At 59.4% G+C, this 23,987-nt stretch carries 19 protein-coding genes; 14 read left to right on the plus strand and 5 right to left on the minus strand.

Annotated elements, in window-relative coordinates; all coding sequences use genetic code 11:
* The first annotated feature begins 109 nt into the window (after nucleotides 1–109).
* The 4 genes from HUW52_RS12795 to HUW52_RS12810 all read left to right on the plus strand — a co-directional run bounded on the left by HUW52_RS12795 (nucleotide 110) and on the right by HUW52_RS12810 (nucleotide 4,939).
* The gene (locus HUW52_RS12795; protein WP_077573642.1) at nucleotides 110–592 is read left to right on the plus strand and encodes a MarR family winged helix-turn-helix transcriptional regulator; all 483 of its coding nucleotides are present in this window, start codon (nucleotides 110–112) and stop codon (nucleotides 590–592) included.
* Complete coding sequence (locus tag HUW52_RS12800) at nucleotides 582–2,051, plus strand: efflux transporter outer membrane subunit (RefSeq protein ID WP_175553831.1); 1,470 nt, start codon at nucleotides 582–584, stop codon at nucleotides 2,049–2,051. Before HUW52_RS12795 ends, HUW52_RS12800 begins: the two co-directional genes overlap by 11 nt.
* 15 nt (nucleotides 2,052–2,066) lie before the next feature.
* On the plus strand, nucleotides 2,067–3,269 hold the full coding sequence (locus HUW52_RS12805) for an efflux RND transporter periplasmic adaptor subunit (RefSeq protein WP_175553832.1): 1,203 nt from the start codon (nucleotides 2,067–2,069) through the stop codon (nucleotides 3,267–3,269).
* 140 nt (nucleotides 3,270–3,409) lie between these two features.
* Nucleotides 3,410–4,939 carry a DHA2 family efflux MFS transporter permease subunit gene (locus HUW52_RS12810; protein WP_016986555.1) on the plus strand — a complete coding sequence of 510 codons (1,530 nt, stop codon included), beginning with the start codon at nucleotides 3,410–3,412 and terminating at the stop codon, nucleotides 4,937–4,939.
* A gap of 220 nt (nucleotides 4,940–5,159) precedes the next feature.
* Here HUW52_RS12810 and lpxH read toward each other — a convergent pair whose 3' ends face one another.
* Entirely contained in the window at nucleotides 5,160–5,906 is a 747-nt protein-coding gene (gene lpxH, locus HUW52_RS12815; protein ID WP_007912467.1) for a UDP-2,3-diacylglucosamine diphosphatase, read from the minus strand.
* A complete protein-coding gene (locus HUW52_RS12820) occupies nucleotides 5,903–6,409 on the minus strand; it encodes a peptidylprolyl isomerase (protein ID WP_016986556.1) in 507 nt (168 codons plus the stop codon). Before HUW52_RS12820 ends, lpxH begins: the two co-directional genes overlap by 4 nt.
* A 265-nt stretch (nucleotides 6,410–6,674) precedes the next feature.
* Between HUW52_RS12820 and HUW52_RS12825 the strand changes: the two genes are divergently transcribed.
* The 3 genes from HUW52_RS12825 (at nucleotide 6,675) to HUW52_RS12835 (ending at nucleotide 11,453) form a co-directional block, all read left to right on the plus strand.
* Entirely contained in the window at nucleotides 6,675–8,372 is a 1,698-nt protein-coding gene (locus tag HUW52_RS12825) for a glutamine--tRNA ligase/YqeY domain fusion protein (protein ID WP_175553833.1), read from the plus strand.
* A 21-nt stretch (nucleotides 8,373–8,393) separates the two neighbouring features.
* Nucleotides 8,394–9,776 (plus strand): cysteine--tRNA ligase, encoded by a 1,383-nt coding sequence (cysS, locus tag HUW52_RS12830; RefSeq protein ID WP_016986558.1) that lies wholly within the window; start codon nucleotides 8,394–8,396, stop codon nucleotides 9,774–9,776.
* 459 nt (nucleotides 9,777–10,235) lie between these two features.
* Entirely contained in the window at nucleotides 10,236–11,453 is a 1,218-nt protein-coding gene (locus HUW52_RS12835; RefSeq protein WP_175553834.1) for an MFS transporter, read from the plus strand.
* Between the two features lie 176 nt (nucleotides 11,454–11,629).
* Here HUW52_RS12835 and HUW52_RS12840 read toward each other — a convergent pair whose 3' ends face one another.
* Complete coding sequence (locus HUW52_RS12840) at nucleotides 11,630–13,468, minus strand: sigma-54-dependent Fis family transcriptional regulator (RefSeq protein ID WP_175553835.1); 1,839 nt, start codon at nucleotides 13,466–13,468, stop codon at nucleotides 11,630–11,632.
* Between the two features lie 372 nt (nucleotides 13,469–13,840).
* Here HUW52_RS12840 and HUW52_RS12845 point away from each other — a divergent pair, with 372 nt between their 5' ends.
* Genes HUW52_RS12845 through HUW52_RS12870 form a run of 6 tightly spaced genes read left to right on the plus strand, consistent with a single transcriptional unit; the run spans nucleotide 13,841 to nucleotide 19,791 of the window.
* Entirely contained in the window at nucleotides 13,841–14,935 is a 1,095-nt protein-coding gene (locus tag HUW52_RS12845; RefSeq protein ID WP_007912480.1) for an ABC transporter ATP-binding protein, read from the plus strand.
* Complete coding sequence (locus tag HUW52_RS12850) at nucleotides 14,935–16,044, plus strand: ABC transporter ATP-binding protein (RefSeq protein ID WP_175553836.1); 1,110 nt, start codon at nucleotides 14,935–14,937, stop codon at nucleotides 16,042–16,044. The genes HUW52_RS12845 and HUW52_RS12850 overlap by 1 nt, the downstream gene beginning before the upstream one ends.
* Nucleotides 16,041–16,907 (plus strand): carbohydrate ABC transporter permease, encoded by an 867-nt coding sequence (locus HUW52_RS12855; RefSeq protein WP_175553837.1) that lies wholly within the window; start codon nucleotides 16,041–16,043, stop codon nucleotides 16,905–16,907. Before HUW52_RS12850 ends, HUW52_RS12855 begins: the two co-directional genes overlap by 4 nt.
* A 9-nt stretch (nucleotides 16,908–16,916) precedes the next feature.
* A complete protein-coding gene (locus tag HUW52_RS12860) occupies nucleotides 16,917–17,717 on the plus strand; it encodes a carbohydrate ABC transporter permease (protein WP_016986562.1) in 801 nt (266 codons plus the stop codon).
* Between the two features lie 10 nt (nucleotides 17,718–17,727).
* Nucleotides 17,728–18,000, plus strand: a complete 273-nt coding sequence (locus tag HUW52_RS12865) for a DUF2160 domain-containing protein (protein WP_007912485.1) — start codon at nucleotides 17,728–17,730, stop codon at nucleotides 17,998–18,000.
* A 48-nt stretch (nucleotides 18,001–18,048) separates the two neighbouring features.
* On the plus strand, nucleotides 18,049–19,791 hold the full coding sequence (locus HUW52_RS12870; RefSeq protein ID WP_016986564.1) for an ABC transporter substrate-binding protein: 1,743 nt from the start codon (nucleotides 18,049–18,051) through the stop codon (nucleotides 19,789–19,791).
* 261 nt (nucleotides 19,792–20,052) lie between these two features.
* Here HUW52_RS12870 and HUW52_RS12875 read toward each other — a convergent pair whose 3' ends face one another.
* A complete protein-coding gene (locus HUW52_RS12875; RefSeq protein WP_175553838.1) occupies nucleotides 20,053–21,486 on the minus strand; it encodes a heavy metal sensor histidine kinase in 1,434 nt (477 codons plus the stop codon).
* Nucleotides 21,483–22,157 carry a heavy metal response regulator transcription factor gene (locus tag HUW52_RS12880; protein WP_175553839.1) on the minus strand — a complete coding sequence of 225 codons (675 nt, stop codon included), beginning with the start codon at nucleotides 22,155–22,157 and terminating at the stop codon, nucleotides 21,483–21,485. The genes HUW52_RS12875 and HUW52_RS12880 overlap by 4 nt, the downstream gene beginning before the upstream one ends.
* A 535-nt stretch (nucleotides 22,158–22,692) precedes the next feature.
* Here HUW52_RS12880 and HUW52_RS12885 point away from each other — a divergent pair.
* Nucleotides 22,693–23,940 carry a TolC family protein gene (locus tag HUW52_RS12885; RefSeq protein ID WP_175553840.1) on the plus strand — a complete coding sequence of 416 codons (1,248 nt, stop codon included), beginning with the start codon at nucleotides 22,693–22,695 and terminating at the stop codon, nucleotides 23,938–23,940.
* Nucleotides 23,941–23,987: the final 47 nt, after the last annotated feature.

Raw genomic sequence — 23,987 nt, forward strand, 5'->3', positions numbered from 1 at the left:
CCACTGGTCAACTAATTACCAAGCAACCTAACTATTGCGTTGACATTCGCTGCCTAGGCAGTAACATCTCGACATACATTCACTGCCTAGGCAGTTATTAGGTGAGCAAATGAAGCATTTCACCCCGGACGAATTCAAACATTGCCATCTCGGCCTGTTGCTTGGCCGTGCTGCGCTGCTCAAGGACCGGATCATCGACACCCACATGGAACCCCACGGCATCACCGCCGCGCAGTTCAAGGTGTTGATCATCATGGCTCAGTTCGGCGTCGATACCCCGGCCGAGCTGTGCCGGCACCTGTCGCTCGACAGCGGTTCGATGACACGCATGCTCGATCGTCTGGAGCAGAAAGGCTTTCTCGCTCGCCAGCGCAGCGAAGGCGATCGTCGTCAGGTGCAGCTCAAGCTGACCGAACAAGGCCAGCAACTGGCCGATCGCCTGCCGCACATCGGCGCCGATGCGATGAATGAACTGGCCGGCGCCGTCACTCCGGACGAGTTGAAGACCCTGGAATACATCCTCAAGAAAATCCTGCTGGCAGCCGGTGACCCGATCACCATCCAGCGCTTAGGTGAACACAATGAGCGGTAAAACCTTGCGCAGCAGCCTGACGCTGGTGCTGTCGGCGATGATCCTCGCTGGCTGCGCCAATTACAGCGGCCTCGACACTCAAGGCAAAAGCCTTGATGCGAAAAGCCTCAACGCCAGCCAATCCCTCAACGGCGTGACCCTGTCGCCGGCCGCGTGGCCGAAAAGCGATTGGTGGACCAGCCTCGGCGACCCGCAACTCGACGGTCTGATCCGCGAAGCGCTGCACGACAGCCCGGACATGCAGATCGCCGAAGCTCGCGCGCATCAGGCCAATGCCGCTGCGTACGCCGCCGATGCCGAACGTTATCCAACCCTCAACGCCAGCGCCGGCATCAGCCGTTCGCGTCTGGCCAAGGATCAGGACCCGCGAGGGCAGGGCGATGCCTACGCCACCGTGCGGAACGTCAGCGCCGGTTTCAATTACAACTTCGACCTCTGGGGCGGCCAGCGTGATGCCTGGGAAGCCGCACTCGGTCAGGCCCGCGCCGCTGAAGTTGATCGTCAGGCCGCACAGCTGACCCTCGCCGCCGATGTCGCTCGTGCCTACAGCGATCTCGGTCAGGCGCACATCGTTTATGACCTGGCGAACGAAGACCTCAAACGCACCAAACAAATGCTCGACCTGAGCCAGCGTCGCCTGAGTTCCGGGATCGACAGTCAGTACCAGTTCCAGCAAACGCAAAGTCTGGAAGCCAGCTCCGAAGCCAGCCTGATCGACGCGGAAAAACGCCTGAACAGCGCCAAAATCGCTTTGGCCGTGCTGCTCGGCAAAGGCCCGGATCGCGGCAACGAAATCGCCCGACCGAAAGTCCTGCAAGCCAGCGCTGTCGCTGTGCCGTCGGTGTTGCCGGCGGAACTGCTCGGCCGTCGCCCGGATCTGGTCGCTGCGCGCTGGCGTGTAGAAGCGGCGAGCAAGGACATCGACTCGGCGAAAACCCGCTTCTATCCCAACTTGAACCTCACCGCTTCGGCCGGTGCCGAGTCCTTGTTGGGTGATGCGATGTTCGGTTCGGCCAGTCGCTTCTTCAACATTGCCCCGACCATTTCGCTGCCGATCTTCGACGGCGGACGCCTGCGCGCCAACCTCGATGCTCGCGACGCCGATTACGACCTGGCGGTGGCGCAGTACAACAAAAGCCTGGTGAAAGCACTGGGCGATGTCAGCGACACGATCAACCAGTTGCGTGACATCGGCCGGCAGATCGGTGCGCAGCAACACGCCACTGACATTGCCCAGGATTCTTACAACACCGTCGTCCAGCGTTACGGTTCCGGCATCGGCAACTACCTGGACGTGCTCAGCATCGAGCAGCAATTGCTCCAGGCCCAGCGTCAACTGGCCAACCTCAATGCCGAGCAGATCGACCTGTCGATTCAACTGATGCAAGCGCTGGGCGGCGGCTTCCAGGGTGACACCCTGACCGCAGCCAACGCCGTCCCAGCCACGCCGCACAACTAATTCAAGGTACTTGTCATGGCCACTGCCGAAAACACCCAAGCTCAAGGCAACACCCCGGACACCGGCAACCCGCGCAAACGCAAAGTCATGCTGTTGCTGCTGGCTGTTGTGGTTGCACTCGCCTGCGCCGGCGTCTGGGCGTATCACGAATTCATCGGGCGCTTTAACGAAAGCACCGACGACGCCTACGTCAACGGTAACGTCGTCGAAATCACCCCTTTGGTGACTGGCACCGTGGTCAGCATTGGTGCTGACGATGGTGATCTGGTTCACGAAGGTCAGGTGCTGATCAACTTCGACCCGAACGACGCTGAAGTCGGTCTGCAAAGCGCGCAGGCAAAACTGGCGCGCACCGTGCGTCAGGTGCGCGGTCTGTACAGCAACGTTGATGGCATGAAAGCCCAGGTCAACGCGCAACAGGCCGAAGTGCAGAAAGCCCAGGACAATTACAACCGCCGGAAAAATCTGGCGCAGGGCGGGGCGATTTCCCAGGAAGAACTGTCCCACGCTCGCGATGATCTGACCTCGGCGCAGAACGCTCTGGCCAACGCCAAGCAGCAACTGAAAACCACCAGCGCACTGGTCGATGACACCGTGGTGTCGTCGCATCCGGACGTGATGTCGGCCGCTGCCGATCTGCGTCAGGCCTACCTGACCAATGCCCGCAGCACCTTGATTGCGCCGGTCACCGGTTACGTCGCCAAGCGCACCGTGCAACTCGGTCAGCGTGTGCAGCCGGGCACGGCGTTGATGGCGGTGATTCCGCTGGATCAACTGTGGATCGACGCCAACTTCAAGGAAACCCAACTGCGTGACATGCGCATCGGTCAGCCGGTCGATATCGAATCCGACATCTACGGCAGCGACGTGAAATACAGCGGCACCGTCGACAGCCTCGGCGCCGGTACCGGTAGCGCGTTTGCTCTGCTGCCGGCGCAGAACGCCACCGGTAACTGGATCAAGATTGTTCAGCGTGTGCCGGTGCGCATTCACATCAACGCCGAAGAACTGGCCAAGCACCCGCTGCGCGTTGGTCTGTCGACCAATGTTGAAGTGAACCTGCACGACCGGAGCGGCCCGGTATTGGCGCAGCAGCCTCCACAAAAGGCCTCGTTCAGCACCAACGTCTACGACCGCCAACTGGCCGAAGCCGACGCGATGATTGCGCAGCTGATCCACGACAACAGCGCTGCGGTGAGCAAAACCGCGCAACGCTGAGATCACACCTGACCCTGTGGGAGCGAGCTTGCTCGCGAAAGCGGTGTGTCATTCAGCATTGTTTTGTCTGACAGGCCGCCTTCGCGAGCAAGCTCGCTCCCACAAGAGGGCGGCGTCAACCTGGTTTCATAGGATTCACAATGAGCAATAACGCCTCTTTCACGCCGCCCAGCCTGTTGCTCAGCACCATCGGCCTGTCGCTGGCGACGTTCATGCAAGTGCTCGACACCACCATCGCCAACGTGGCGCTGCCGACGATTTCCGGCAACCTCGGGGTGAGTTCGGAGCAGGGCACCTGGGTGATCACTTCGTTCGCCGTGAGCAACGCGATTGCGCTGCCGCTGACCGGTTGGCTCAGCCGCCGTTTCGGCGAGGTGAAGCTGTTTCTCTGGGCCACCATTCTGTTTGTGCTGGCCTCGTTTCTCTGCGGTATCTCCACATCGATGCCGGAACTGATTGGCTTCCGTGTGCTGCAAGGTCTGGTGGCCGGGCCGCTGTATCCGATGACGCAAACCCTGTTGATCGCGGTGTATCCGCCGGCGAGGCGCGGCATGGCCCTGGCGTTACTGGCGATGGTCACGGTGGTCGCGCCGATTGCCGGGCCGATTCTCGGTGGCTGGATTACCGACAGCTACAGCTGGCCTTGGATCTTCTTTATCAACGTGCCGATCGGCATCTTTGCGGTGATGGTGGTGCGTTCGCAACTGGCCAAACGTCCGGTGGAAACCAGCCGTCAGCCGATGGATTACGTCGGTCTGATCACGCTGATCATCGGTGTCGGCGCCTTGCAGGTGATCCTCGACAAGGGCAATGACCTGGATTGGTTCGAGTCGAACTTCATCATCATCGGCGCGGCGATTTCGGTGATCGCGCTGGCGGTGTTCGTTATCTGGGAAATGACCGATCAGCATCCGGTGGTGAATCTGCGGCTGTTCGCCTACCGCAACTTCCGCATCGGCACGCTGGTGTTGGTGCTGGGTTACGCCGGATTCTTCGGCATCAACCTGATCCTGCCGCAATGGTTGCAGACGCAGATGGGCTACACCGCGACCTGGGCCGGTCTGGCCGTGGCGCCGATCGGCATTTTGCCGGTGCTGCTGTCGCCATTTGTCGGCAAGTACGCGAACAAGTTCGACCTGCGCTTGCTGGCCGGGCTGGCGTTTCTGGCGATTGGCTTGAGCTGCTTCATGCGCGCCGGATTCACCAATGAAGTGGATTTCCAGCACATTGCGCTGGTGCAGTTGTTCATGGGCATTGGTGTGGCGCTGTTCTTTATGCCGACACTGAGCATTCTGATGTCGGACTTGCCGCCGAGCCAGATTGCCGATGGCGCGGGTCTGGCGACTTTCCTGCGGACGCTGGGTGGTAGCTTTGCGGCCTCGTTGACCACGTGGATCTGGATTCGCCGCGCGGATCAGCATCATGCGTATATGAGTGAGAGCATCAGCACCTTCGAGCCGGCGACGCGCGAGACCTTGAATCACTTGGGCGGGGCGAGCCAATCGGCGTATGCGCAGATGGATCAGATCCTCACCAGTCAGGCGTATATGCTCTCCACCGTGGATTACTTCACGTTGTTGGGCTGGGGGTTTATGGGGTTGATTCTGATTGTGTGGCTGGCGAAACCGCCGTTTGCTGCCAAGGCAGGGCCGGCTGCTTCTGGGCATTAAGGTCAAAAGCCCCTCACCCTAACCCTCTCCCGGAGGGAGAGGGGACTGACCGTGGTTTTCTTTCGAGGTACGCCGACCTGAGCCACCGAGTTGAACTCCGGTTTGGGGAAAGCATGATTTGAGATCGTGAGCCGAACTCAGGTTTTGAAAAGCATAGAGATCGGCTCCCTTTCCCCCTCGCCCCCCTGGGGGAGAGGGCTGGGGTGAGGGGGTAAAGCTTTTAGCCGTGCGGCAAAGCCAGTGGCGGGGCGAAGTCGAACGGCGCCAAGGCATACCCGCTCTCATCCACTTGCAACGCCCAACCCTGCCGATCCCAATCCCCCAGCACAATCCGCTTCGCCGCTTGCTCACCGAGCTGCAACTTGTGAATCGCCGGGCGGTGGGTATGTCCGTGAATCAAGGTTTTCACGCCAAATTCCTGCATGATCCGCGGAATCTCTTCCGGCGTGACATCAACGATGTCATTGGCCTTCATCCGCGTCTGTGCCTTGCTTTCACTGCGCAGTTTACGCGCCAGCTTATGACGGCTGCTCAGCGGCAGGTTACGCAGGATAAACAGCGTGATCGGGTTACGCAGATAGCGCCGCAGTTTCATATAGCCGACGTCGCGGGTACAGAGGCTGTCGCCGTGCATCAACAGCACGGGCTCGCCGTAGAACTGCACGACACTCGGGTCCTTCAACAACGTACAGCCGGCCTGCTTGCAGAAGGCCTTGCCGAGCATGAAGTCGCGATTGCCGTGCATCAGAAAAATCGCCGTGCCGCTGTCGCTCAATTCGCGCAGGGCCTGGCAGATGGAACGCTGGAAAGGTGTCATGGCGTCGTCGCCAATCCACGCTTCGAAGAAGTCGCCGAGAATGTACAACGCACTCGCCGAGCGGGCGCGTCCGGCGAGCAAATCCAGAAACGCCCGGGTTATGTCCGGGCGCTCCTCTTCCAGATGCAAGTCTGAAATAAGCAATATCACGCTTCGATGATCTCGGCTTTCTCGATGATCACGTCGTCTGCTGGTACGTCCTGGTGGCCGGACTTGGAGGTGGTCGAAACACCTTTGATCTTGTCGACAACGTCGGTGCCAGCGGTCACTTTACCGAATACTGCGTAGCCCCAGCCTTGCACGTTCTTGCCGCTGTGGTTGAGGAAGGTGTTGTCGGCAACGTTGATGAAGAACTGCGCGGAAGCCGAATGCGGCTCCATGGTGCGGGCCATGGCAACGGTGTATTTCTCGTTGGAAAGACCGTTGTCAGCTTCGTTCTGGATGCTTGGACGCTTGTCTTTCTTTTCTTTCATGCCCGGCTCGAAACCGCCGCCCTGGATCATGAAGTTACCGATGACGCGGTGGAAAACAGTGTTTTCGTAGTGACCGGCGTTGACGTACTCGATGAAGTTGGCGACGGTGATCGGCGCCTTTTCAGCGTTCAGTTCGATGACGATGTCGCCATGATTGGTGGTCAATTTAACTTGAGTCATGATCGGTGCTCTTTTTCAATGAAGCGTTTTATAAGGAATTCGTGGGCAATGGGACATTTGCGCCCGTTACCGGTTCAGCCCGTGGGCCAAGGTGCGCAGTTTAGCGTGACAGGCGCGAATTTCGAGGCTGTTTTTCAATTCCCGGCGATTAAATGCGCTCCTTTATAGGCCGTGCTCTGTCAGCCCCTTGACAGCATCGGCTATGATAGCGGCTTTGTTTTGTCTGGCCCCCTCTGCGGCCGCGCACATGTAAGTCAAGGATCCTATGAGCAAGCCCACTGTCGACCCTACCTCGAATGCCAAGTCCGGCCCTGCCGTGCCGGTCAATTTCCTGCGGCCGATCATCCAGGCAGACCTGGACTCGGGCAAGCACACCCAGATCGTCACCCGTTTTCCGCCTGAGCCCAACGGCTACCTGCACATCGGCCACGCCAAGTCGATCTGCGTGAACTTCGGCCTGGCCCAGGAGTTCGGCGGCGTCACGCACCTGCGTTTCGACGACACCAACCCGGCCAAGGAAGACCAGGAATACATCGACGCGATCGAGAGCGACGTCAAATGGCTGGGCTTCGAATGGTCCGGCGAAGTGCGCTACGCCTCGCAGTATTTCGACCAGTTGCACGATTGGGCCGTTGAACTGATCAAGGCCGGCAAGGCCTACGTCGACGACCTGACCCCGGAGCAGGCCAAGGAATACCGTGGCAGCCTGACCGAGCCGGGCAAGAACAGCCCGTTCCGTGACCGTTCGGTTGAAGAGAACCTCGACTGGTTTGCGCGCATGCGTGCCGGTGAATTCCCGGACGGCGCCCGCGTGCTGCGCGCGAAGATCGACATGGCCTCGCCGAACATGAACCTGCGCGACCCGATCATGTATCGCATCCGCCACGCGCATCACCACCAGACCGGTGACAAGTGGTGCATTTACCCGAACTACGATTTCACCCACGGTCAGTCGGACGCCATCGAAGGCATCACCCACTCGATCTGCACCCTCGAATTCGAAAGCCATCGTCCGCTGTACGAGTGGTTCCTCGACGCACTGCCAGTGCCGGCGCACCCGCGTCAGTACGAGTTCAGCCGTCTGAACCTCAACTACACCATCACCAGCAAGCGCAAGCTCAAGCAACTGGTCGATGAAAAGCACGTGCATGGCTGGGACGACCCGCGCATGTCCACGCTGTCGGGCTTTCGCCGCCGTGGCTACACGCCGAAATCGATCCGCAACTTCTGCGAAATGATCGGCACCAACCGTTCCGACGGCGTAGTCGACTTCGGCATGCTCGAGTTCAGCATCCGTGACGACCTCGATCACACCGCGCCACGCGCCATGTGCGTGCTGCGTCCGTTGAAAGTGGTCATCACCAACTACCCGGAAGGCCAGGTCGAAAACCTCGAACTGCCGCGCCACCCGAAAGAAGACATGGGCGTGCGCGCGCTGCCATTCGCCCGGGAAATCTACATCGACCGTGACGACTTCATGGAAGAGCCGCCAAAAGGCTACAAGCGCCTGGAACCGGCCGGTGAAGTGCGTCTGCGCGGCAGCTACGTGATCCGTGCCGACGAAGCGATCAAGGACGCCGATGGCAACATCGTCGAACTGCGTTGCTCGTACGACCCGGAAACTCTGGGTAAAAACCCTGAAGGCCGCAAGGTCAAAGGCGTGATCCACTGGGTGCCGGCCGCGGCCAGCGTCGAGTGCGAAGTGCGTCTGTACGATCGTCTGTTCCGTTCGGCCAACCCAGAGAAGGCTGAAGACAGCGCGAGTTTCCTCGACAACATCAACCCTGATTCGCTGCAGGTACTGACCGGTTGTCGTGCTGAGCCATCGCTTGGCAATGCACAGCCGGAAGACCGTTTCCAGTTCGAGCGCGAAGGTTACTTCGTTGCGGATTTGAAGGACTCGAAACCAGGTCAGCCGGTATTCAACCGTACCGTGACCCTGCGTGATTCGTGGGGCCAGTGATTCAGCGTCAAAGGAAATAACGTGCTAACGATCTACAACACGCTCACCAAGAGCAAAGAAGTCTTCAAGCCGCTCGATGGCAACAAGGTGCGCATGTACGTCTGCGGGATGACCGTGTACGACTACTGCCACCTTGGCCACGGCCGCAGCATGGTCGCGTTCGACCTGGTGACCCGCTGGTTGCGGTTCAGCGGTTACGACCTGACCTACGTGCGCAACATCACCGACATCGACGACAAGATCATCAACCGCGCCAACGAGAACGGTGAATCGTTCGAAGCGTTGACCGAGCGTATGATCGCCGCGATGCACGAAGACGAAGCGCGCCTGAACATCAAGAAGCCGGACATGGAACCGCGTGCCACGGATCACATTCCGGGCATGCACGCGATGATCCAGACCTTGATCGACAAGGGTTACGCCTACGCCCCGGGCAACGGCGACGTGTACTACCGCGTCGCCAAGTTCATGGGCTACGGCAAGCTGTCGCGCAAGAAAATCGAAGACCTGCGCATCGGCGCCCGCATCGAAGTCGACGAGTCGAAACAGGACCCGCTGGACTTCGTGCTGTGGAAAGCCGCCAAACCGGGCGAGCCGAGCTGGGAATCGCCATGGGGCGCCGGGCGTCCGGGCTGGCACATCGAGTGCTCGGTGATGTCCACCTGCTGCCTCGGTGAGACCTTCGACATTCATGGCGGCGGAAGCGATCTGGAGTTCCCGCACCACGAAAACGAAATCGCCCAGAGCGAAGCAGCCACCGGCAAGACCTACGCCAACGCGTGGATGCATTGCGGGATGATTCGCATCAATGGCGAGAAGATGTCCAAGTCCTTGAACAACTTCTTCACCATCCGCGACGTGCTGGAAAAGTACCACCCGGAAGTCGTGCGTTACCTGCTGGTGTCGAGCCACTACCGCAGCGCGATCAACTACTCGGAAGACAACCTCAAGGACGCCAAAGGCGCACTCGAGCGTTTCTACCACGCGTTGAAAGGTTTGCCGACTGTGGCGCCGGCCGGCGGCGAAGCGTTTGTCGAGCGTTTCACCACGGTGATGAACGACGACTTCGGTACGCCGGAAGCCTGCGCGGTGCTGTTCGAGATGGTGCGTGAGATCAACCGTCTGCGTGAGAGCGATCTTGATGCGGCGGCCGGTCTGGCGGCGCGTCTGAAAGAGCTGGCCAGCGTGTTGGGTGTGTTGCAGCTCGAAGCGGATGACTTCTTGCAGGCGGGCGCTGAAGGGCGTGTCGATGCGGCTGAGGTTGATGCGCTGATTGCGGCGCGTCTGGCGGCGCGGGCGGGGAAGGATTGGGCTGAGTCCGATCGTATTCGTGATCAGCTCACGGCGATGGGGGTTGTGCTGGAAGACGGCAAGGGTGGGACTACCTGGCGTCTGGCTGACTGAGAGCCGTACCTGTTACAGACAAAACCCGCCTTGTGCGGGTTTTTGTTTGGCTGCGAGAAAAGCCCCTCACCCTAACCCTCTCCCAGAGGGAGAGGGGACCGAATGGGGGATGCTCAAGTAATACGCCGACCTGAACGTGCTGCACCGAATCCATAATCGACTGGTTCTTTCAGGTCGCTGCATCACGTCAGACACCTCGGTCAGCTCCCTCTCCCTCCGGGAGAGGGCTGGGGTGAGGGGAATGGTCTCAAGGAGATCCACCGACCTCAACGCTCCGTACTAAATCCATAATCGACTGGTTTTTTCAGGTCGCTGCATCACGTCAGACATCTCGGTCAGCTCCCTCTCCCTCCGGGAGAGGGCTGGGGTGAGGGTTGCTTTTGACGTTCGCGTAGGTCTTGATGTCGGCAACGCGTTCAGCCGGATGCTGAGCGGCGACGATTATCGAAGGGAAACACCATGGCCAATCACTACCGCGAACTGCTAACGACCCCCGGTGCCACCGGGCTAGTGCTCGCGAGTTCCATCGCACGCTTGCCGCAAGCAATGATCGGCATCGGCATCATCACCATGCTGGTGCAGCAAACCGGGGTTTACTGGCTGGCCGGTGCCGTCGCCGGGACGTTCACCCTGGCCAATGCGCTGCTTGGCCCGCACATCTCGAGACTGGTCGATCAACATGGCCAGAGTCGCGTACTGCCCGTCGTCACCGGGTTCAGCATTGCCATGTTGCTGGCGCTGATCACCGCCGTTTACCTGAGAGCGCCCGCCGCGGTGTTCTTTGTACTGGCAGCATTGGCGGGGACGATGCCGAGCATGCCGTCGATGATCCGTGCGCGATGGACGCAGTTGTTCCGGGGCAAACCGCAGTTACACACGGCGTTCTCGCTGGACACGGTCCTCACCGAAATGGCCTACATCGTCGGCCCGCCATTGGCGATCGGTTTGAGCGTGAGTTTTTTTGCCGAGGCCGGGCCGCTGGTCGCGGTCGGGCTGCTGGCCGTCGGGGTCACGGCGTTTCTGCTACAACGCCAGACTGAGCCGAAGGTTGTCGCTGGCCACGCCAGCGATGGCGGCTCAACCCTGCTGATTCCCGGCGTGCGCACCATTGTTCTGGCGTTGTTGGCGATGGGTGTCATTGGTGGAGCAATCGATGTGGCTGTTGTGGCTTTCGCCAATGCACAAGGCTGGCCAGCGTCGGCGACTTTCATCCTTGCTGCCTATGCGTTCGGTTCACTGGTGGCGGGCCTGACGTTCGGTGCGATGAGGGTTTCGCTGGCGATCGAAAAACAGTTCCTGATCGGGATATTGGTCACGGCGTTCACCGGTGTGTTGCCGATTTTTGCTACGGACGTTTATGTCCTGTCAGCGACGCTGTTTATTGCCGGGATTTCGTTTGCGCCAACGATGGTCGTGGTGATGAAGCTGGGGACGATCATCATCCCGCCATCGAGGATTACTGAAGGGCTGACGTGGATGACCACGGGTATCAGCATTGGCGTTGCGCTGGGCGGCATGCTCGCGGGGTTGGTCATTGATGGCTGGGGTGCACGGGCCGGGTTCGGCGTGGCGATTGGGGCAGGGTTGATGATGGTGGTGGTTGTGCTGGTCGGGGTGCGCACGCTCGGTGCAGCGTCAGCTGCACATGTTGAGCCAGCCTTTTCGCCCTCACCCTAGCCCTCTCCCGCAGGAGAGGGGACTGATTGGGGGATGCTCACGAGATACGCCGACCTGATCGATTTGCGCCGAATCCATAATCGCCACGATGTTTCAGGTCGATGTACAACGCCAGACACCTCGTTCAGCTCCCTCTCCTGGGGGAGAGGGCTGGGGTGAGGGGAAGGGCGGTTGACTCAACCTTCAATCTGCCGCAACCGCTTGTAGAGAGTATTGCGGCTCACCCCAAGCCTGCGTGCCAGATGAGAAATATTCCCCCCAGCCGCTTTCAACTCCCGGTTCAACGCCTCCACATCATTCAGATCAACCCCCAACGGCGCCGCGCTCTCCACCGGCTCCATCTCCAGATCAACAAAAAAATCATCCGGCAAATGCTCCAGCCTCACCGGCTGCTCCTCAGCCATCGCCAAAGCTACCTGCATCACACTACTCACCTGACGCAAATTCCCCGGCCACGGATGACGGCTGAACAGTTCCAGCACCTCTTGGCTCAACCCCGCCCACTGCGTCGGTTCACGATGCTGCTCCCACAACCGCTTGAACAACGCCTCCTTGTCACTGCGCTCCCGCAGCGGCGGCAGCTCCAGCGTCAGGCCACCAATGCGGTAATACAAATCCTCACGAAACCGCCCCAACTGCACTTGTTCTCGCAGAGATCGGTTAGTCGCCGAGATAATCCGCAAATCCACCGCAAACAACTCGCTACTGCCCACTGGCTGCACGCAACGCTCCTGCAACACCCGCAGCAACCGGGCCTGCGTCGGCAACGGCATGTCGCCGATTTCATCGAGGAACAACGTGCCTTTGTCCGCCTTGCGAATCAGGCCGATGCTGCCTTTCTGGTTGGCGCCGGTGAACGCGCCTTTCTCGTAGCCGAACAGTTCTGATTCGACCAGTTCGGCGGGGATCGCCGCGCAGTTGACGGCGATAAACGCCTGTTTGCTGCGAGAGCTGGCCTGATGCAGGGCTTTGACGAACACCTCTTTGCCGACGCCGGTTTCGCCATGGATCAGCAACGGAATGTCTTTCTCCAGCAAACGCTCTGCCTGCCGCACGGCTTTCTCCACGCGACTGTCGCCGAAGTGCAGAGTGTTAAGGCTGATGACGGTGGGCGCGGCGGTTTTCGGTTCAGCAGCAAACACGCGCGGCTGAATCGACGCCTGCTTCGGCCGCTTCAACAAACACTGAAAACGGTTACGCCCGGAGGTCTGCAAGGCAAACGGCAACCCGTCCGGCTGGTTGATCAACTCCAGCAGCGAGACCTTGAACAGACTTTCAACGCTCACCCGCGACAAGCGCACACCGAGCAGATTGTCGGCCCGACGGTTGGCAGACAACACCTGACCGCTCTCATCGAAGATCAATAGCCCGGCCCACTGACTGTCGAGGTTGTTCAACCCGGTGTTGAAAGTCAGTTGAAAATGCTGGCCATGGAACAGGTTGAGGATCAGCCGGTTCTCCACGGTCTGGCTCATCATCTTGACCATGCCCAAGGTGTGCGAGGGCGGCAGGTAGCTGTCGCTGGACACATCAAGCACGGCAATGACCTTGCGCTCGGCATCGAAAATCGGCGCGGCAGAACCGGTCATGAAACGGTTGGCCTTGAGAAAGTGTTCGTCGTGTTCGATATGCACCGCTTGCTCGCAGGCCAGCGCCGTGCCAATCGCATTGGTGCCGCTGCAGCGCTCCATCCAACTCGCCCCGGCCTGAAACCCCCGCGCCAGATTCGGCTCGATAAAGCGTTGCGTGCCCCACGAGGTCAGCACCTGGCCCTGATTGTCGGCGAGCATGATCAGGCAGTTGGAGTTGCTGAGGATGTTTTCGTAATAGGGCAGGACTTCCTGATGCGTGGTCTGGACGAGCGAGTGATGACTGTCGAGCAACTGCGCGATGCCGGCGGCAGGCAACTGATCGAAGGCGGGCGTGCTTTGGTGGTCGAGACCGAACGCGCGGCAACGTTGCCAGGAAGTCTGGACGATCGCGTCGTGGGACAGCGGCGGGGCAGGTGCGGCCATGGCAGTGGGCCTCTGATGCAGCGATTTTTATTGTTGTTATGAACCCAAATCCTGAGAACAACACAGATCAACTGTGGGAGCGAGCTTGCTCGCGAAAGCGTCGTATCAGTCACCGAATCGGTTGAATGACACACCGCATTCGCGAGCAAGCTCGCTCCCACAGGATCTCCGGTGTTCACCGAAATGAGTCCATAGAGTGTTGTTCACTATTGTTCATTGTCAATCGCCCAACTGTTCAAATGTGTTCAGCAATGAACGCCCATTCCCCGTGCTTTCAGCGATTTTCACGACAAATCAACCACTTGCCATTTCTGGCACGAAACTCGCTCCCGTGCACAGGTCGCTTGACTCCAATAATAAAAAGGCCGAGCCATGTCACTCACCCTGGAGCACGTCAGCCGTACCGTCGAGGGCCAGACCTGGATCGACGATGCGTGCCTGAAATTCGAACCCGGTTCGTTCAACGTTTTGCTTGGTCGCACGCTGTCCGGCAAAACCAGCCTCATGCGTTTGATGGCCGGGCTGGACAAGCCCGACAGCGGCCGCATTCTGATGAACGGCGTCGACGTCACCCAACGCCCGGTGCGCCTGCGCAACGTGTCGATGGTCTATCAGCAGTTCATCAATTACCCAACCATGACCGTGTTCGAGAACATCGCCTCGCCGCTGCGCCAGGCCGGTGTGTCCAAAGAGATCATTCACAGCAAAGTGCAGGAAACCGCGAAGATGCTGCGCATCGAGAAGTTTCTGCAGCGCTATCCGCTGGAACTGTCCGGCGGTCAGCAGCAGCGCACGGCCATGGCTCGCGCACTGGTCAAGGACGCCGAGCTGATCCTCTTCGATGAGCCGCTGGTCAACCTCGACTACAAACTGCGCGAAGAGCTGCGTCAGGAAATGCGCGAGCTGTTCAAGGCGCGTCACACCATTGCGATCTACGCCACCACCGAACCCAACGAAGCGCTGGCACTCGGCGGCACCACGACCATTCTTCACGAAGGCCGGGTGATTCAGAGCGGGCCGTCGACTTCGGTGTATCACCAGCCGCAAACCGTACTCGCTGCTGAGCTGTTCTCCGAACCACCGATCAACCTGATGCCCGGGCGCATTGCCGGTAACGAAGTGAGTTTTGCCAACTTCGTGCACTTCCCGTTAAACGTCGATCTGCGTCCGGTGGGCGAGGGTGAGTTCCGTTTTGGCGTGCGGCCCAGCCATATCTCGCTGGTGCCGAGCAACGATGACGATCTGGAATTGGCAGTGACCGTCGAAGTCGCCGAGATCAGCGGTTCGGAAACCTTCCTGCACGTGCGCAACGAGCATTTCCTGTTGGTGCTGCACCTGCCCGGCGTTCACGAATACGACGTCGATGCGCCGATCCGCATTTACATCCCGACCCACAAACTGTTCGTTTTCGATGCGCAGGGCCGTCTGGTGCAAGCACCGGGCCGGCGTGTCGCGAGGGTTGCCTGATGGCCGAAATCCGTTTGCAGCACCTCGCCCACAGCTACAGCAAAACCCCTAGCGGCGCCGAGGATTATGCAATCCGCGAAATGGATCACGTCTGGGAGCAGGGCGGTGCTTACGCCTTGCTCGGGCCGTCGGGTTGTGGCAAGTCGACTTTGCTCAACATCATTTCCGGCCTGCTCAGCCCCTCGCAGGGCCATGTGTTGTTCGACGGCAAAGCGGTCAACGACCTCACGCCGGAGAAGCGCAACATTGCCCAGGTTTTCCAGTTTCCGGTGGTCTACGACACCATGACCGTGTTCGATAACTTGGCTTTCCCCTTGCGCAATCAGGGCATGGCCGAGGCGAAAGTGCACAGCAAGGTGCAGGAAATTGCCGAAGTGCTCGACCTGCAAAACCTGCTGAGCAAGAAGGCACGCAACCTCACCGCCGACGAAAAACAGAAAGTCTCGATGGGCCGTGGTCTGGTCCGCGACGACGTTTCCGCAATCCTGTTCGACGAGCCGCTGACGGTGATCGACCCGCACCTGAAGTGGAAACTGCGGCGCAAGCTCAAGCAGATCCACGAGCAGTTCAACATCACCATGGTCTACGTCACCCACGATCAACTGGAGGCTTCGACTTTCGCCGACAAGATTGCGGTGATGTACGGCGGTCAGATTGTGCAGTTCGGCACGCCACGGGAATTGTTCGAACGGCCGAGCCACACCTTTGTCGGCTATTTCATCGGCAGCCCGGGGATGAACCTGATCGAGGTACAGCCGCAACCCGGCGGCGTCGGTTTCGCCTCGACGCACTTGCCGTTGTCCGACGCCATGCAGCGACATATCGAACACGGTCAGTGGAAAAATCTGAAGGTCGGCATCCGTCCGGAGTTTATTCATGTCTGGGACGAGCCGTTTGATGACGCGATGCAGGCAAACGTCGTACACGTCGAAGACCTCGGCACCTACAAGATCATGACCCTCGACCTCGATGGCGCACCGCTGAAAGTGCGTCTGGCCGAAGACAAACCGGTGCCGCAGGGCACGGCGTACATCAGTTTTCCGGCGCAGTGGCTGATGGTCTATGCCGATGAGTTTTTGCTTGAAGCCGGCGATGAGGTGCAGCCATGAACAAGGTGCAGAACAATAAGGCCTGGTGGCTGGTGTTGCCGGTGTTTCTGCTGGTGGCGTTCAGTGCGGTGATCCCGATGATGACCGTGGTCAACTATTCGGTGCAGGACATCTTCGACCAGTCCAGCCGCTACTTCGTCGGCGCCGACTGGTACAAACAAGTGCTGCTCGATCCGCGTTTGCACGACTCATTACTGCGCCAGTTCATCTACTCGGCCTGCGTGTTGCTGATCGAAATTCCGCTGGGCATCGCCGTCGCCCTGACCATGCCGACCAAGGGCCGCTGGTCGTCGGTGGTGCTGATCATTCTGGCGATTCCGCTGCTGATCCCATGGAACGTGGTCGGTACGATCTGGCAGATTTTCGGCCGTGCCGACATTGGTCTGCTCGGCTCCAGCCTTAACGCGATGGGCGTCAGCTACAACTACGCGGCCAACACCATGGACGCCTGGGTGACGGTGCTGGTGATGGATGTCTGGCACTGGACTTCATTGGTGGCGCTGCTGTGTTTCTCCGGTTTGCGCGCAATTCCCGACGTGTATTACCAGGCCGCGCGCATCGACCGCGCCTCGGCCTGGGCGGTGTTCAGGCACATTCAGTTGCCCAAGCTGAAGAGCGTGCTGCTGATCGCGGTGATGCTGCGCTTCATGGACAGTTTCATGATCTACACCGAGCCATTCGTGCTTACCGGCGGCGGGCCGGGTAACGCCACGACCTTCTTGAGTCAGACGTTGACCCAGATGGCTGTAGGGCAATTCGACCTCGGTCCGGCAGCGGCGTTTTCGCTGGTGTACTTCCTGATCATCCTGTTGGTGTCCTGGCTGTTCTACACCGCCATGACGCACTCCGACGCCAACCGCTGAGGCCCGGCCATGAGCAAGAGAAAGATTATTCCGTTGCTGGTGTACATCCTGTTCCTGCTGGTGCCGATCTATTGGCTGCTGAACATGTCGTTCAAGAGCAACACCGAAATCCTTGGCGGTCTGACACTTTTCCCACAGGACTTCACGCTGGCGAACTACAAAGTGATCTTCACCGACCCGAGCTGGTACACCGGTTATCTCAACTCGCTGTATTACGTGAGTTTGAACACGGTGATCTCGCTGAGCGTGGCGTTGCCGGCGGCCTATGCGTTTTCCCGCTATCGTTTTCTCGGCGACAAGCACTTGTTCTTCTGGCTGCTGACCAACCGCATGGCACCGCCGGCGGTGTTTCTGCTGCCGTTCTTTCAGCTGTATTCGTCGATCGGTCTGTTCGATACGCACATCGCCGTGGCCTTGGCGCATTGCCTGTTTAACGTGCCGCTGGCGGTGTGGATTCTCGAAGGTTTCATGTCCGGGGTGCCGAAGGAAATCGACGAAACCGCCTACATCGATGGCTACAGTTTCCCCAAGTTCTTCGTGAAGATTTTCATCCCGCTGATTGGCTCGGGCATCGGTGTCACGGCGTTTTTCTGCTTCATGTTTTCCTGGGTCGAACTGCTGCTCGCGCGCACCCTGACCTCGGTAAACGCCAAGCCAATCGCTGCCGTCATGACGCGCACGGTGTCGGCGTCGGGTATCGATTGGGGCGTACTGGCAGCGGCGGGGGTGTTGACTATTCTGCCGGGCATGCTGGTGATCTGGTTTGTTCGCAACCACGTGGCCAAGGGCTTTGCCCTCGGTCGGGTCTGAGGAGCTGATGATGGAATGGATGAGCTGGACCACGCCTACCGCAGCATTCTTCATCGTCATCGGCCTGATTCTGGTCGGCATGACCACTTGGGAACTGCGTTCGCCGAGCATCCTGCGGCGAGGTTTTCTGCCGATTGCCACCACCCGTGGCGATCGCTTGTTTATCGGTCTTCTCGGCAGCGCCTACCTGCATTTGCTGGTGATCGGCGCCACCGACTGGAGCATCTGGGTGGCGTCCGCGTTGTCCCTGGTGTGGCTGTTGGCTGTGATGCGTTGGGGCTAGTCGAGTCAATCGGCAACCGTGCTCCGAAATCCTAAACAGGAGGTCTCTATGTTCGACAAAAACAATAAGCTGCGACATAGCATTTCATTGGCAGCCATGCTGGCACTCAGCGGTTTGAGCGCCGCCGCGTGGGCGGATGCCTACGAAGACGCGGCGAAAAAATGGATCGGCAGTGAATTCAAACCGTCGACCCTGACGGCCGAGCAGCAACTCGAAGAATTGAAGTGGTTCATCAAGGCCGCCGAGCCGTTTCGCGGCATGGACATCAAGGTCGTTTCCGAGACCCTGACCACCCACGAATACGAGTCGAAAGTGCTCGCCAAGGCGTTCAGCGAAATCACCGGGATCAAGCTCACCCACGACCTGCTGCAGGAAGGCGACGTGGTGGAAAAAATGCAGACGGTGATGCAGTCCGACAAAAACATCTATGACGGCTGGGTCAACGACTCGGACCTGATCGGTACGCACTTTCGCTACGGCAAGACCGAATCGATCACTGACCTGATGGCCAACGAAGGCAAGAACTTCACCTCGCCGACCCTCGACATCAAGGACTTCATCGGCATCTCGTTCACCACCGCGCCGGACGGCAAGATCTATCAACTGCCCGACCAGCAATTCGCCAACCTGTACTGGTTCCGTGCTGACTGGTTTGAACGCGCCGATCTGAAAGCCAAGTTCAAGGAAAAGTACGGCTACGAATTGGGCGTGCCGGTGAACTGGTCGGCCTATGAAGACATCGCCAAATTCTTCAGCGAAGACGTCAAGGAAATCGACGGCAAACGCGTTTACGGGCACATGGACTACGGCAAGAAAGACCCGTCGCTGGGCTGGCGTTTCACCGATGCCTGGTTCTCCATGGCCGGTGGCGGCGACAAAGGTTTGCCCAACGGTTTGCCGGTGGACGAGTGGGGGATTCGTGTCGAGGATTGCCATCCAGTCGGTTCCAGCGTGACTCGCGGCGGCGACACCAATGGCCCAGCGGCGGTGTTCGCCACCACCAAGTATGTCGACTGGCTGAAGAAGTACGCGCCACCGGAAGCGGCGGGCATGACCTTCTCCGAGTCCGGTCCGGTGCCGTCGCAGGGCAACATTGCTCAGCAGATCTTCTGGTACACCGCGTTCACCGCCGACATGACCAAACCGGGCCTGCCGGTGGTCAACGCCGACGGCACGCCGAAATGGCGCATGGCGCCGTCGCCGCGTGGGCCGTATTGGGAGGAGGGCATGAAGCTCGGGTATCAGGACGTGGGTTCGTGGACGTTCATGAAATCCACGCCTGAAAAACAGAAGCTGGCGGCGTGGTTGTATGCGCAGTTCGTGACCTCGAAAACCGTGTCGCTGAAGAAAACCATCGTCGGCCTGACGCCGATTCGCGAGTCGGACATCAACTCGCAGGCGATGACTGATCTGGCGCCGAAACTCGGTGGCCTGGTCGAGTTCTACCGCAGCCCGGCCCGCGTGCAATGGACCCCGACCGGGACCAACGTGCCGGACTATCCGCGGCTGGCGCAACTGTGGTGGAGCCATATCGCCGAAGCGGCGAGCGGCGAGAAGACCCCGCAACAGGCGCTCGACGGTTTGGCCAAGGATCAGGACGCGATCATGACGCGCCTCGAACGCTCCAAGGCCCAAGCTGTTTGTGCGCCGAAGATGAATCCAGAGCGCGACGCGCAATACTGGTTCGATCAACCGGGCGCACCGAAACCGAAACTGGCCAACGAGAAGCCGAAGGGCGAGACCGTGAGCTACAACGAACTGCTGAAATCCTGGGCGGATGCACGCAAGTGATAGGGGAAGTGTGAAAGGCGAACGGCACCGGAAGGTGCCGTTTTTGTTGGTGCCTGATTTACCGCTTTCGCGAGCAAGCTCGCTCCCACAGGTTCTGGCGGTGTCCACATATTTTGTGAATGACTACGGTCCCTGTGGGAGCGAGCTTGCTCGCGAAGGCTGAGTATCAGGCAGTGCAGATTTTGCAGGACCCACCGCCATCGCGAACAGGCGAAGGCCTACAGGTTTCAGTGGTGTCCACAAACCTGAGTACCCCGCAAATCACTGTGGGAGCTTGCCTGCAAGCGAAGGGGCCGTTGGTGTCGCCGCAGGAAACCCAAGCCGGAACACGGTCATCGCCCCCGGCAAACTCTTAACCTCCGCCACACCCTGATGCAGGCTCATGATCGAGCGCACGATCGCCAGCCCCAATCCGGTGCTGCCCTGTGAGCGTGAGCGGCTGCTGTCGACGCGGTAGAAGCGGTCGAACAGATGCGGCAGATGCTGCGCCTCAATCCCGGCGCCGGGGTTGCTGACCAGGAGGGAGGCCTGAGTCGCACTCTGTTCAATCAGCAGCGTCACGGTTTTCCCGTTCGGGCAATGGCGCAGCGCGTTGGACAGCAGATTGGAAATAGCCCGCTGAATCATTAACCGATCGCCCATCACCGCCGCGCTACCAACAACATTCAAATGGATCTGCTTATCCTGCGCCGACAACGAAAACATCTCGGCCACTTTCGCGACTTCAACCTCCAGCGCCACCGCTTCAAACGGCGCCAGCGCCGATGGATGACTGACCTGTGCCAGAAACAGCATGTCCGAGACAATCCGCGCCACGCGCTCCAGTTCCTCGGTGCATGACACCAACACATCTTTGTACTCATCCACCGAGCGCTCGCGCGAAAGGGTCACCTGCGCCTTGCCCATCAGGTTATTGATCGGCGTACGCAGCTCATGCGCCAAGTCATCAGAGAACTGCGACAACTGCTGCACCCCGGCATCCAGCCGATGCAGCATGAAGTTGATGCCCTGCGCCAGTTCACTCAACTCTTGCGGCATGTTTACCACCGACAGCCGGTGTTCCAGATCCTGGGTAGAGACCATCGCCGCCACTTTGCGGAACTCGCGCAGCGGCGCCAAACCACGCTGCACCGCGCCCCAAGCGGTCAGGCCGATAAACACCAGCAACAACGGCAAGGCAATCAGCGTCGAGCGCAGATACGCGCTGAGGAGGGCCTGATCGTGGGCGTTGTCCATCGACAGCAGCACCGGCACGCGATTGCCGTCCTTGAGACGAATCAGCTTCGAAGCGGTGAGGAACTTTGCGCTTTCAGCATCCAGGCTGTCGGAGTAAGTCAATTGATCTGTGGTCGCCCGCACCGCTTTCAATTCAACCCGTGGATCAGTCAAACCGCTACCGGATTTGAGCAGCGGCGAGCGCAAATTCAAACGGTCATAAATCGTCAAAGTGAGGTTGTCATGGCCCATGACCTGATCGAGCAAAATGTGCGGCTTGCCGCTGATCTCATTGGCATCGACGTACAGCGACAAGCTGTGTTCGACCTGCGCCATCTTCTTCTCGAGACTGTCGCGCGACAGCGCATTGAGCTCATGGGTCAACGCGAAATAGGCAAGGATCGCCAGAAACACCACCAGCAGCGCACCGAGAATACTCACCGTCAAACCGAGGCGCATCGACAGGCTGGCCGGCTTCATTCCCGCGCCTCCAGCACATAGCCGACACCGCGCAGGGTGTGGATCAGTTTGCTGTCGAACGGGTCGTCGATCTTCGCCCGCAAGCGGCGGATCGACACTTCGACCACGTTGGTGTCGCAGTCGAAATTCATGTCCCACACCAACGAGATGATTTGTGTGCGCGTCAGCACTTCGCCGGACTGGCGCATCAGCAGATGCAGCAGAGCGAATTCCTTGGTGGTCAGGTCGATCCGCTGTTGCCCGCGAAACGCGCGATGGCGGCCCGGATCGAGCTCCAGATCGGCCACTTTCAAAACTTGCGGCACCGGGATGTTTTCGCTGCGGCGCATCAAGGTGCGCACCCGCGCCAGCAGTTCGGGAAACTCGAACGGCTTGACCAGATAATCGTCGGCGCCCAGATCCAGGCCACGAATCTTGTCGGCCAGGCGCCCGCGCGCGGTGAGCATCATCACCCGTGTGGCGTGGGTGCGACGCAGTTGTTCCAGCACGCCCCAACCGTCGAGTTCCGGCAGGTTCACGTCGAGAATAATCAGGTCATAGGCGTGCTGTTGCGCCAGATGCAGGCCATCGGCACCGGTGGCGGCGTGGTCAACGACATAACCACTTTCGGTCAAACCCTGATGCAAGTATTCGGCAGCTTTAAGCTCGTCCTCGACGACAAGGATTCGCATGATCTTTCACCACTTTTAATTAATGGGTATCTAATTTAAAACACCCTCACCCTAACCCTCTCCCAGAGGGAGAGGGGACTGAATGCGGGATATTTCAGAACTACGCCGACGTGAAAAAAATTTACTGAATCCATAATCGACTAGATGTAACAGGTCGATATATAACGCCAGACATCTCGGTCGGCTCCCTCTCCCCCCGGGAGAGGGCTGGAGTGAGGGGAAGTCCGGACGATAAAGGTTGTAGTGGCTATAGGGTCAACCGCCAAGCGCTTTAAAACGGTGCTCTGCGACAGTCGGTCGCAGCACAAGCAACAAAATCCCCATGAGTTTGATTCCGGCAAGTGCAATTCAGCAGATAACTAGCGTGTTTTTGTTTCGATGTATTTCGATAACGCCGCTAGCACTTCGCATCCTAGAACAAAACAACTTCCCCAAACCGTGGATAACGGATTTGTAATGTTCCAGTCACCTTGTCGATAAGTTCAAAACCCTACCGTGGCGGCATCCGAGATACTTGAATAAAGGAAGTCTTCCATTGCCCGGTTTAATAGAACTGACGGCGCGATCACGCCTGAAAAAAACCGCCAGCGGCATCCTGTTGCTGGCCTGTACCAGCCTTGCAAACGCAGCGCCCCTGACGCTGGATCAAGCCCTGCAAAGTGCCTTCGCCGGCAACCCGGAGCTGGCCGCTGCGCAGTGGGAAATCGGCATCGCCCAAGGTGATCGTCAGCAGGCTGGCCTGATCCCTAATCCCGAGATTTCCTGGGAAGCCGAAGACACTCGCCGCAATTCGCGCACAACCACGGTGATGCTCAGTCAGCCGATCGAACTGGGCGGCAAACGCGGCGCACGCATCGACGTCGCCAGCCGCGCGCAGGACGCTGCCGGCATCGAACTGGAGCGCAAGCGCAATGCCTTGCGTGCCGATGTGATTCAGGCGTTCAACAGCGCGCAAACCGCGCAGCAGCGTTTGCAGCTGGCCCGGCAATCCCTGCAATTGGCCGAGCACGGTGTGCGCGTGGCGCAAGGACGGATCGAGGCGGGTAAATCGTCGCCGGTCGAAGGCACGCGGGCGCAAGTGCAACTCTCGGAAGTGCGCCTTGAACTGAGCCGGGCAGAGCGCGATCAGGCCACCGCGTACCAACAATTGGCGCAAGTCATGGGCGCGCCGTTGCCGACATCGACCAAGGTGCAGGCACCCACGCAAAGCATGCCGGACGTTCCTCCACCGACACGATTGCTCGAACGTCTGAACGAGACCGCCGAACTGCGTCTGGCCAAACTGCAGATCGATCAACGCGAAGCGTCATTGGGCCTGGAAAAATCCCAGCGCATTCCCGACCTGACCGTGAGCATCGGCAGCCAGTACAGCGAAACCGAGCGCGAGCGGGTCAACGTGGTCGGGCTGTCGATGCCGATTCCGCTGTTCAATCGCAATCAAGGCAACGTGCTCGCCGCAGCGCGCCGAACCGATCAGGCGCGGGATCTGCGCAACGCCACCGAGCTGCGATTGCGCACGGAAATCCAGACCAGCCTCGAGCAATGGCAGACCGCCAACGGCGAAGTCACAGCGTTCAACCAGACCATCCTGCCCGCCGCGCAAAGTGCGGTCGACAGTGCAACGCGCGGTTTCGAAATGGGCAAGTTCGGCTTCCTCGATGTGCTCGATGCGCAACGCACCTTGATCGCTGCGCGAAGCCAGTACATCCAGGCCGTCAGCGAGGCGACCGACGCCCGTGTACGCATCGAACGGATCTTCGGCGACCTCAGCGTCCGCCCTTGAATTTCACTTTTCAGACAACTGCGCGCAGGCACGGCGCAGAGGAGTTT

The organism is Pseudomonas sp. 43A, from assembly GCF_013363935.1.
Lineage (GTDB): Bacteria > Pseudomonadota > Gammaproteobacteria > Pseudomonadales > Pseudomonadaceae > Aquipseudomonas > Aquipseudomonas crudilactis.

Excerpts from the sequence above, each read along its gene's own strand:
- HUW52_RS12810 (WP_016986555.1), top strand. The coding sequence starts at position 3,410 with ATGAGCAATAACGCCTCTTTCACGCCGCCCAGCCTGTTGCTCAGCACC.
- HUW52_RS12870 (WP_016986564.1), top strand. The coding sequence starts at position 18,049 with ATGTTCGACAAAAACAATAAGCTGCGACATAGCATTTCATTGGCAGCC.
- HUW52_RS12880 (WP_175553839.1), bottom strand. The coding sequence starts at position 22,157 with ATGCGAATCCTTGTCGTCGAGGACGAGCTTAAAGCTGCCGAATACTTG.
- HUW52_RS12840 (WP_175553835.1), bottom strand. The coding sequence starts at position 13,468 with ATGGCCGCACCTGCCCCGCCGCTGTCCCACGACGCGATCGTCCAGACT.
- HUW52_RS12795 (WP_077573642.1), top strand. The coding sequence starts at position 110 with ATGAAGCATTTCACCCCGGACGAATTCAAACATTGCCATCTCGGCCTG.
- HUW52_RS12820 (WP_016986556.1), bottom strand. The coding sequence starts at position 6,409 with ATGACTCAAGTTAAATTGACCACCAATCATGGCGACATCGTCATCGAA.
- HUW52_RS12805 (WP_175553832.1), top strand. The coding sequence starts at position 2,067 with ATGGCCACTGCCGAAAACACCCAAGCTCAAGGCAACACCCCGGACACC.
- HUW52_RS12845 (WP_007912480.1), top strand. The coding sequence starts at position 13,841 with ATGTCACTCACCCTGGAGCACGTCAGCCGTACCGTCGAGGGCCAGACC.
- HUW52_RS12855 (WP_175553837.1), top strand. The coding sequence starts at position 16,041 with ATGAACAAGGTGCAGAACAATAAGGCCTGGTGGCTGGTGTTGCCGGTG.
- HUW52_RS12875 (WP_175553838.1), bottom strand. The coding sequence starts at position 21,486 with ATGAAGCCGGCCAGCCTGTCGATGCGCCTCGGTTTGACGGTGAGTATT.
- HUW52_RS12865 (WP_007912485.1), top strand. The coding sequence starts at position 17,728 with ATGGAATGGATGAGCTGGACCACGCCTACCGCAGCATTCTTCATCGTC.
- HUW52_RS12835 (WP_175553834.1), top strand. The coding sequence starts at position 10,236 with ATGGCCAATCACTACCGCGAACTGCTAACGACCCCCGGTGCCACCGGG.
- HUW52_RS12800 (WP_175553831.1), top strand. The coding sequence starts at position 582 with ATGAGCGGTAAAACCTTGCGCAGCAGCCTGACGCTGGTGCTGTCGGCG.
- HUW52_RS12850 (WP_175553836.1), top strand. The coding sequence starts at position 14,935 with ATGGCCGAAATCCGTTTGCAGCACCTCGCCCACAGCTACAGCAAAACC.
- HUW52_RS12825 (WP_175553833.1), top strand. The coding sequence starts at position 6,675 with ATGAGCAAGCCCACTGTCGACCCTACCTCGAATGCCAAGTCCGGCCCT.
- HUW52_RS12860 (WP_016986562.1), top strand. The coding sequence starts at position 16,917 with ATGAGCAAGAGAAAGATTATTCCGTTGCTGGTGTACATCCTGTTCCTG.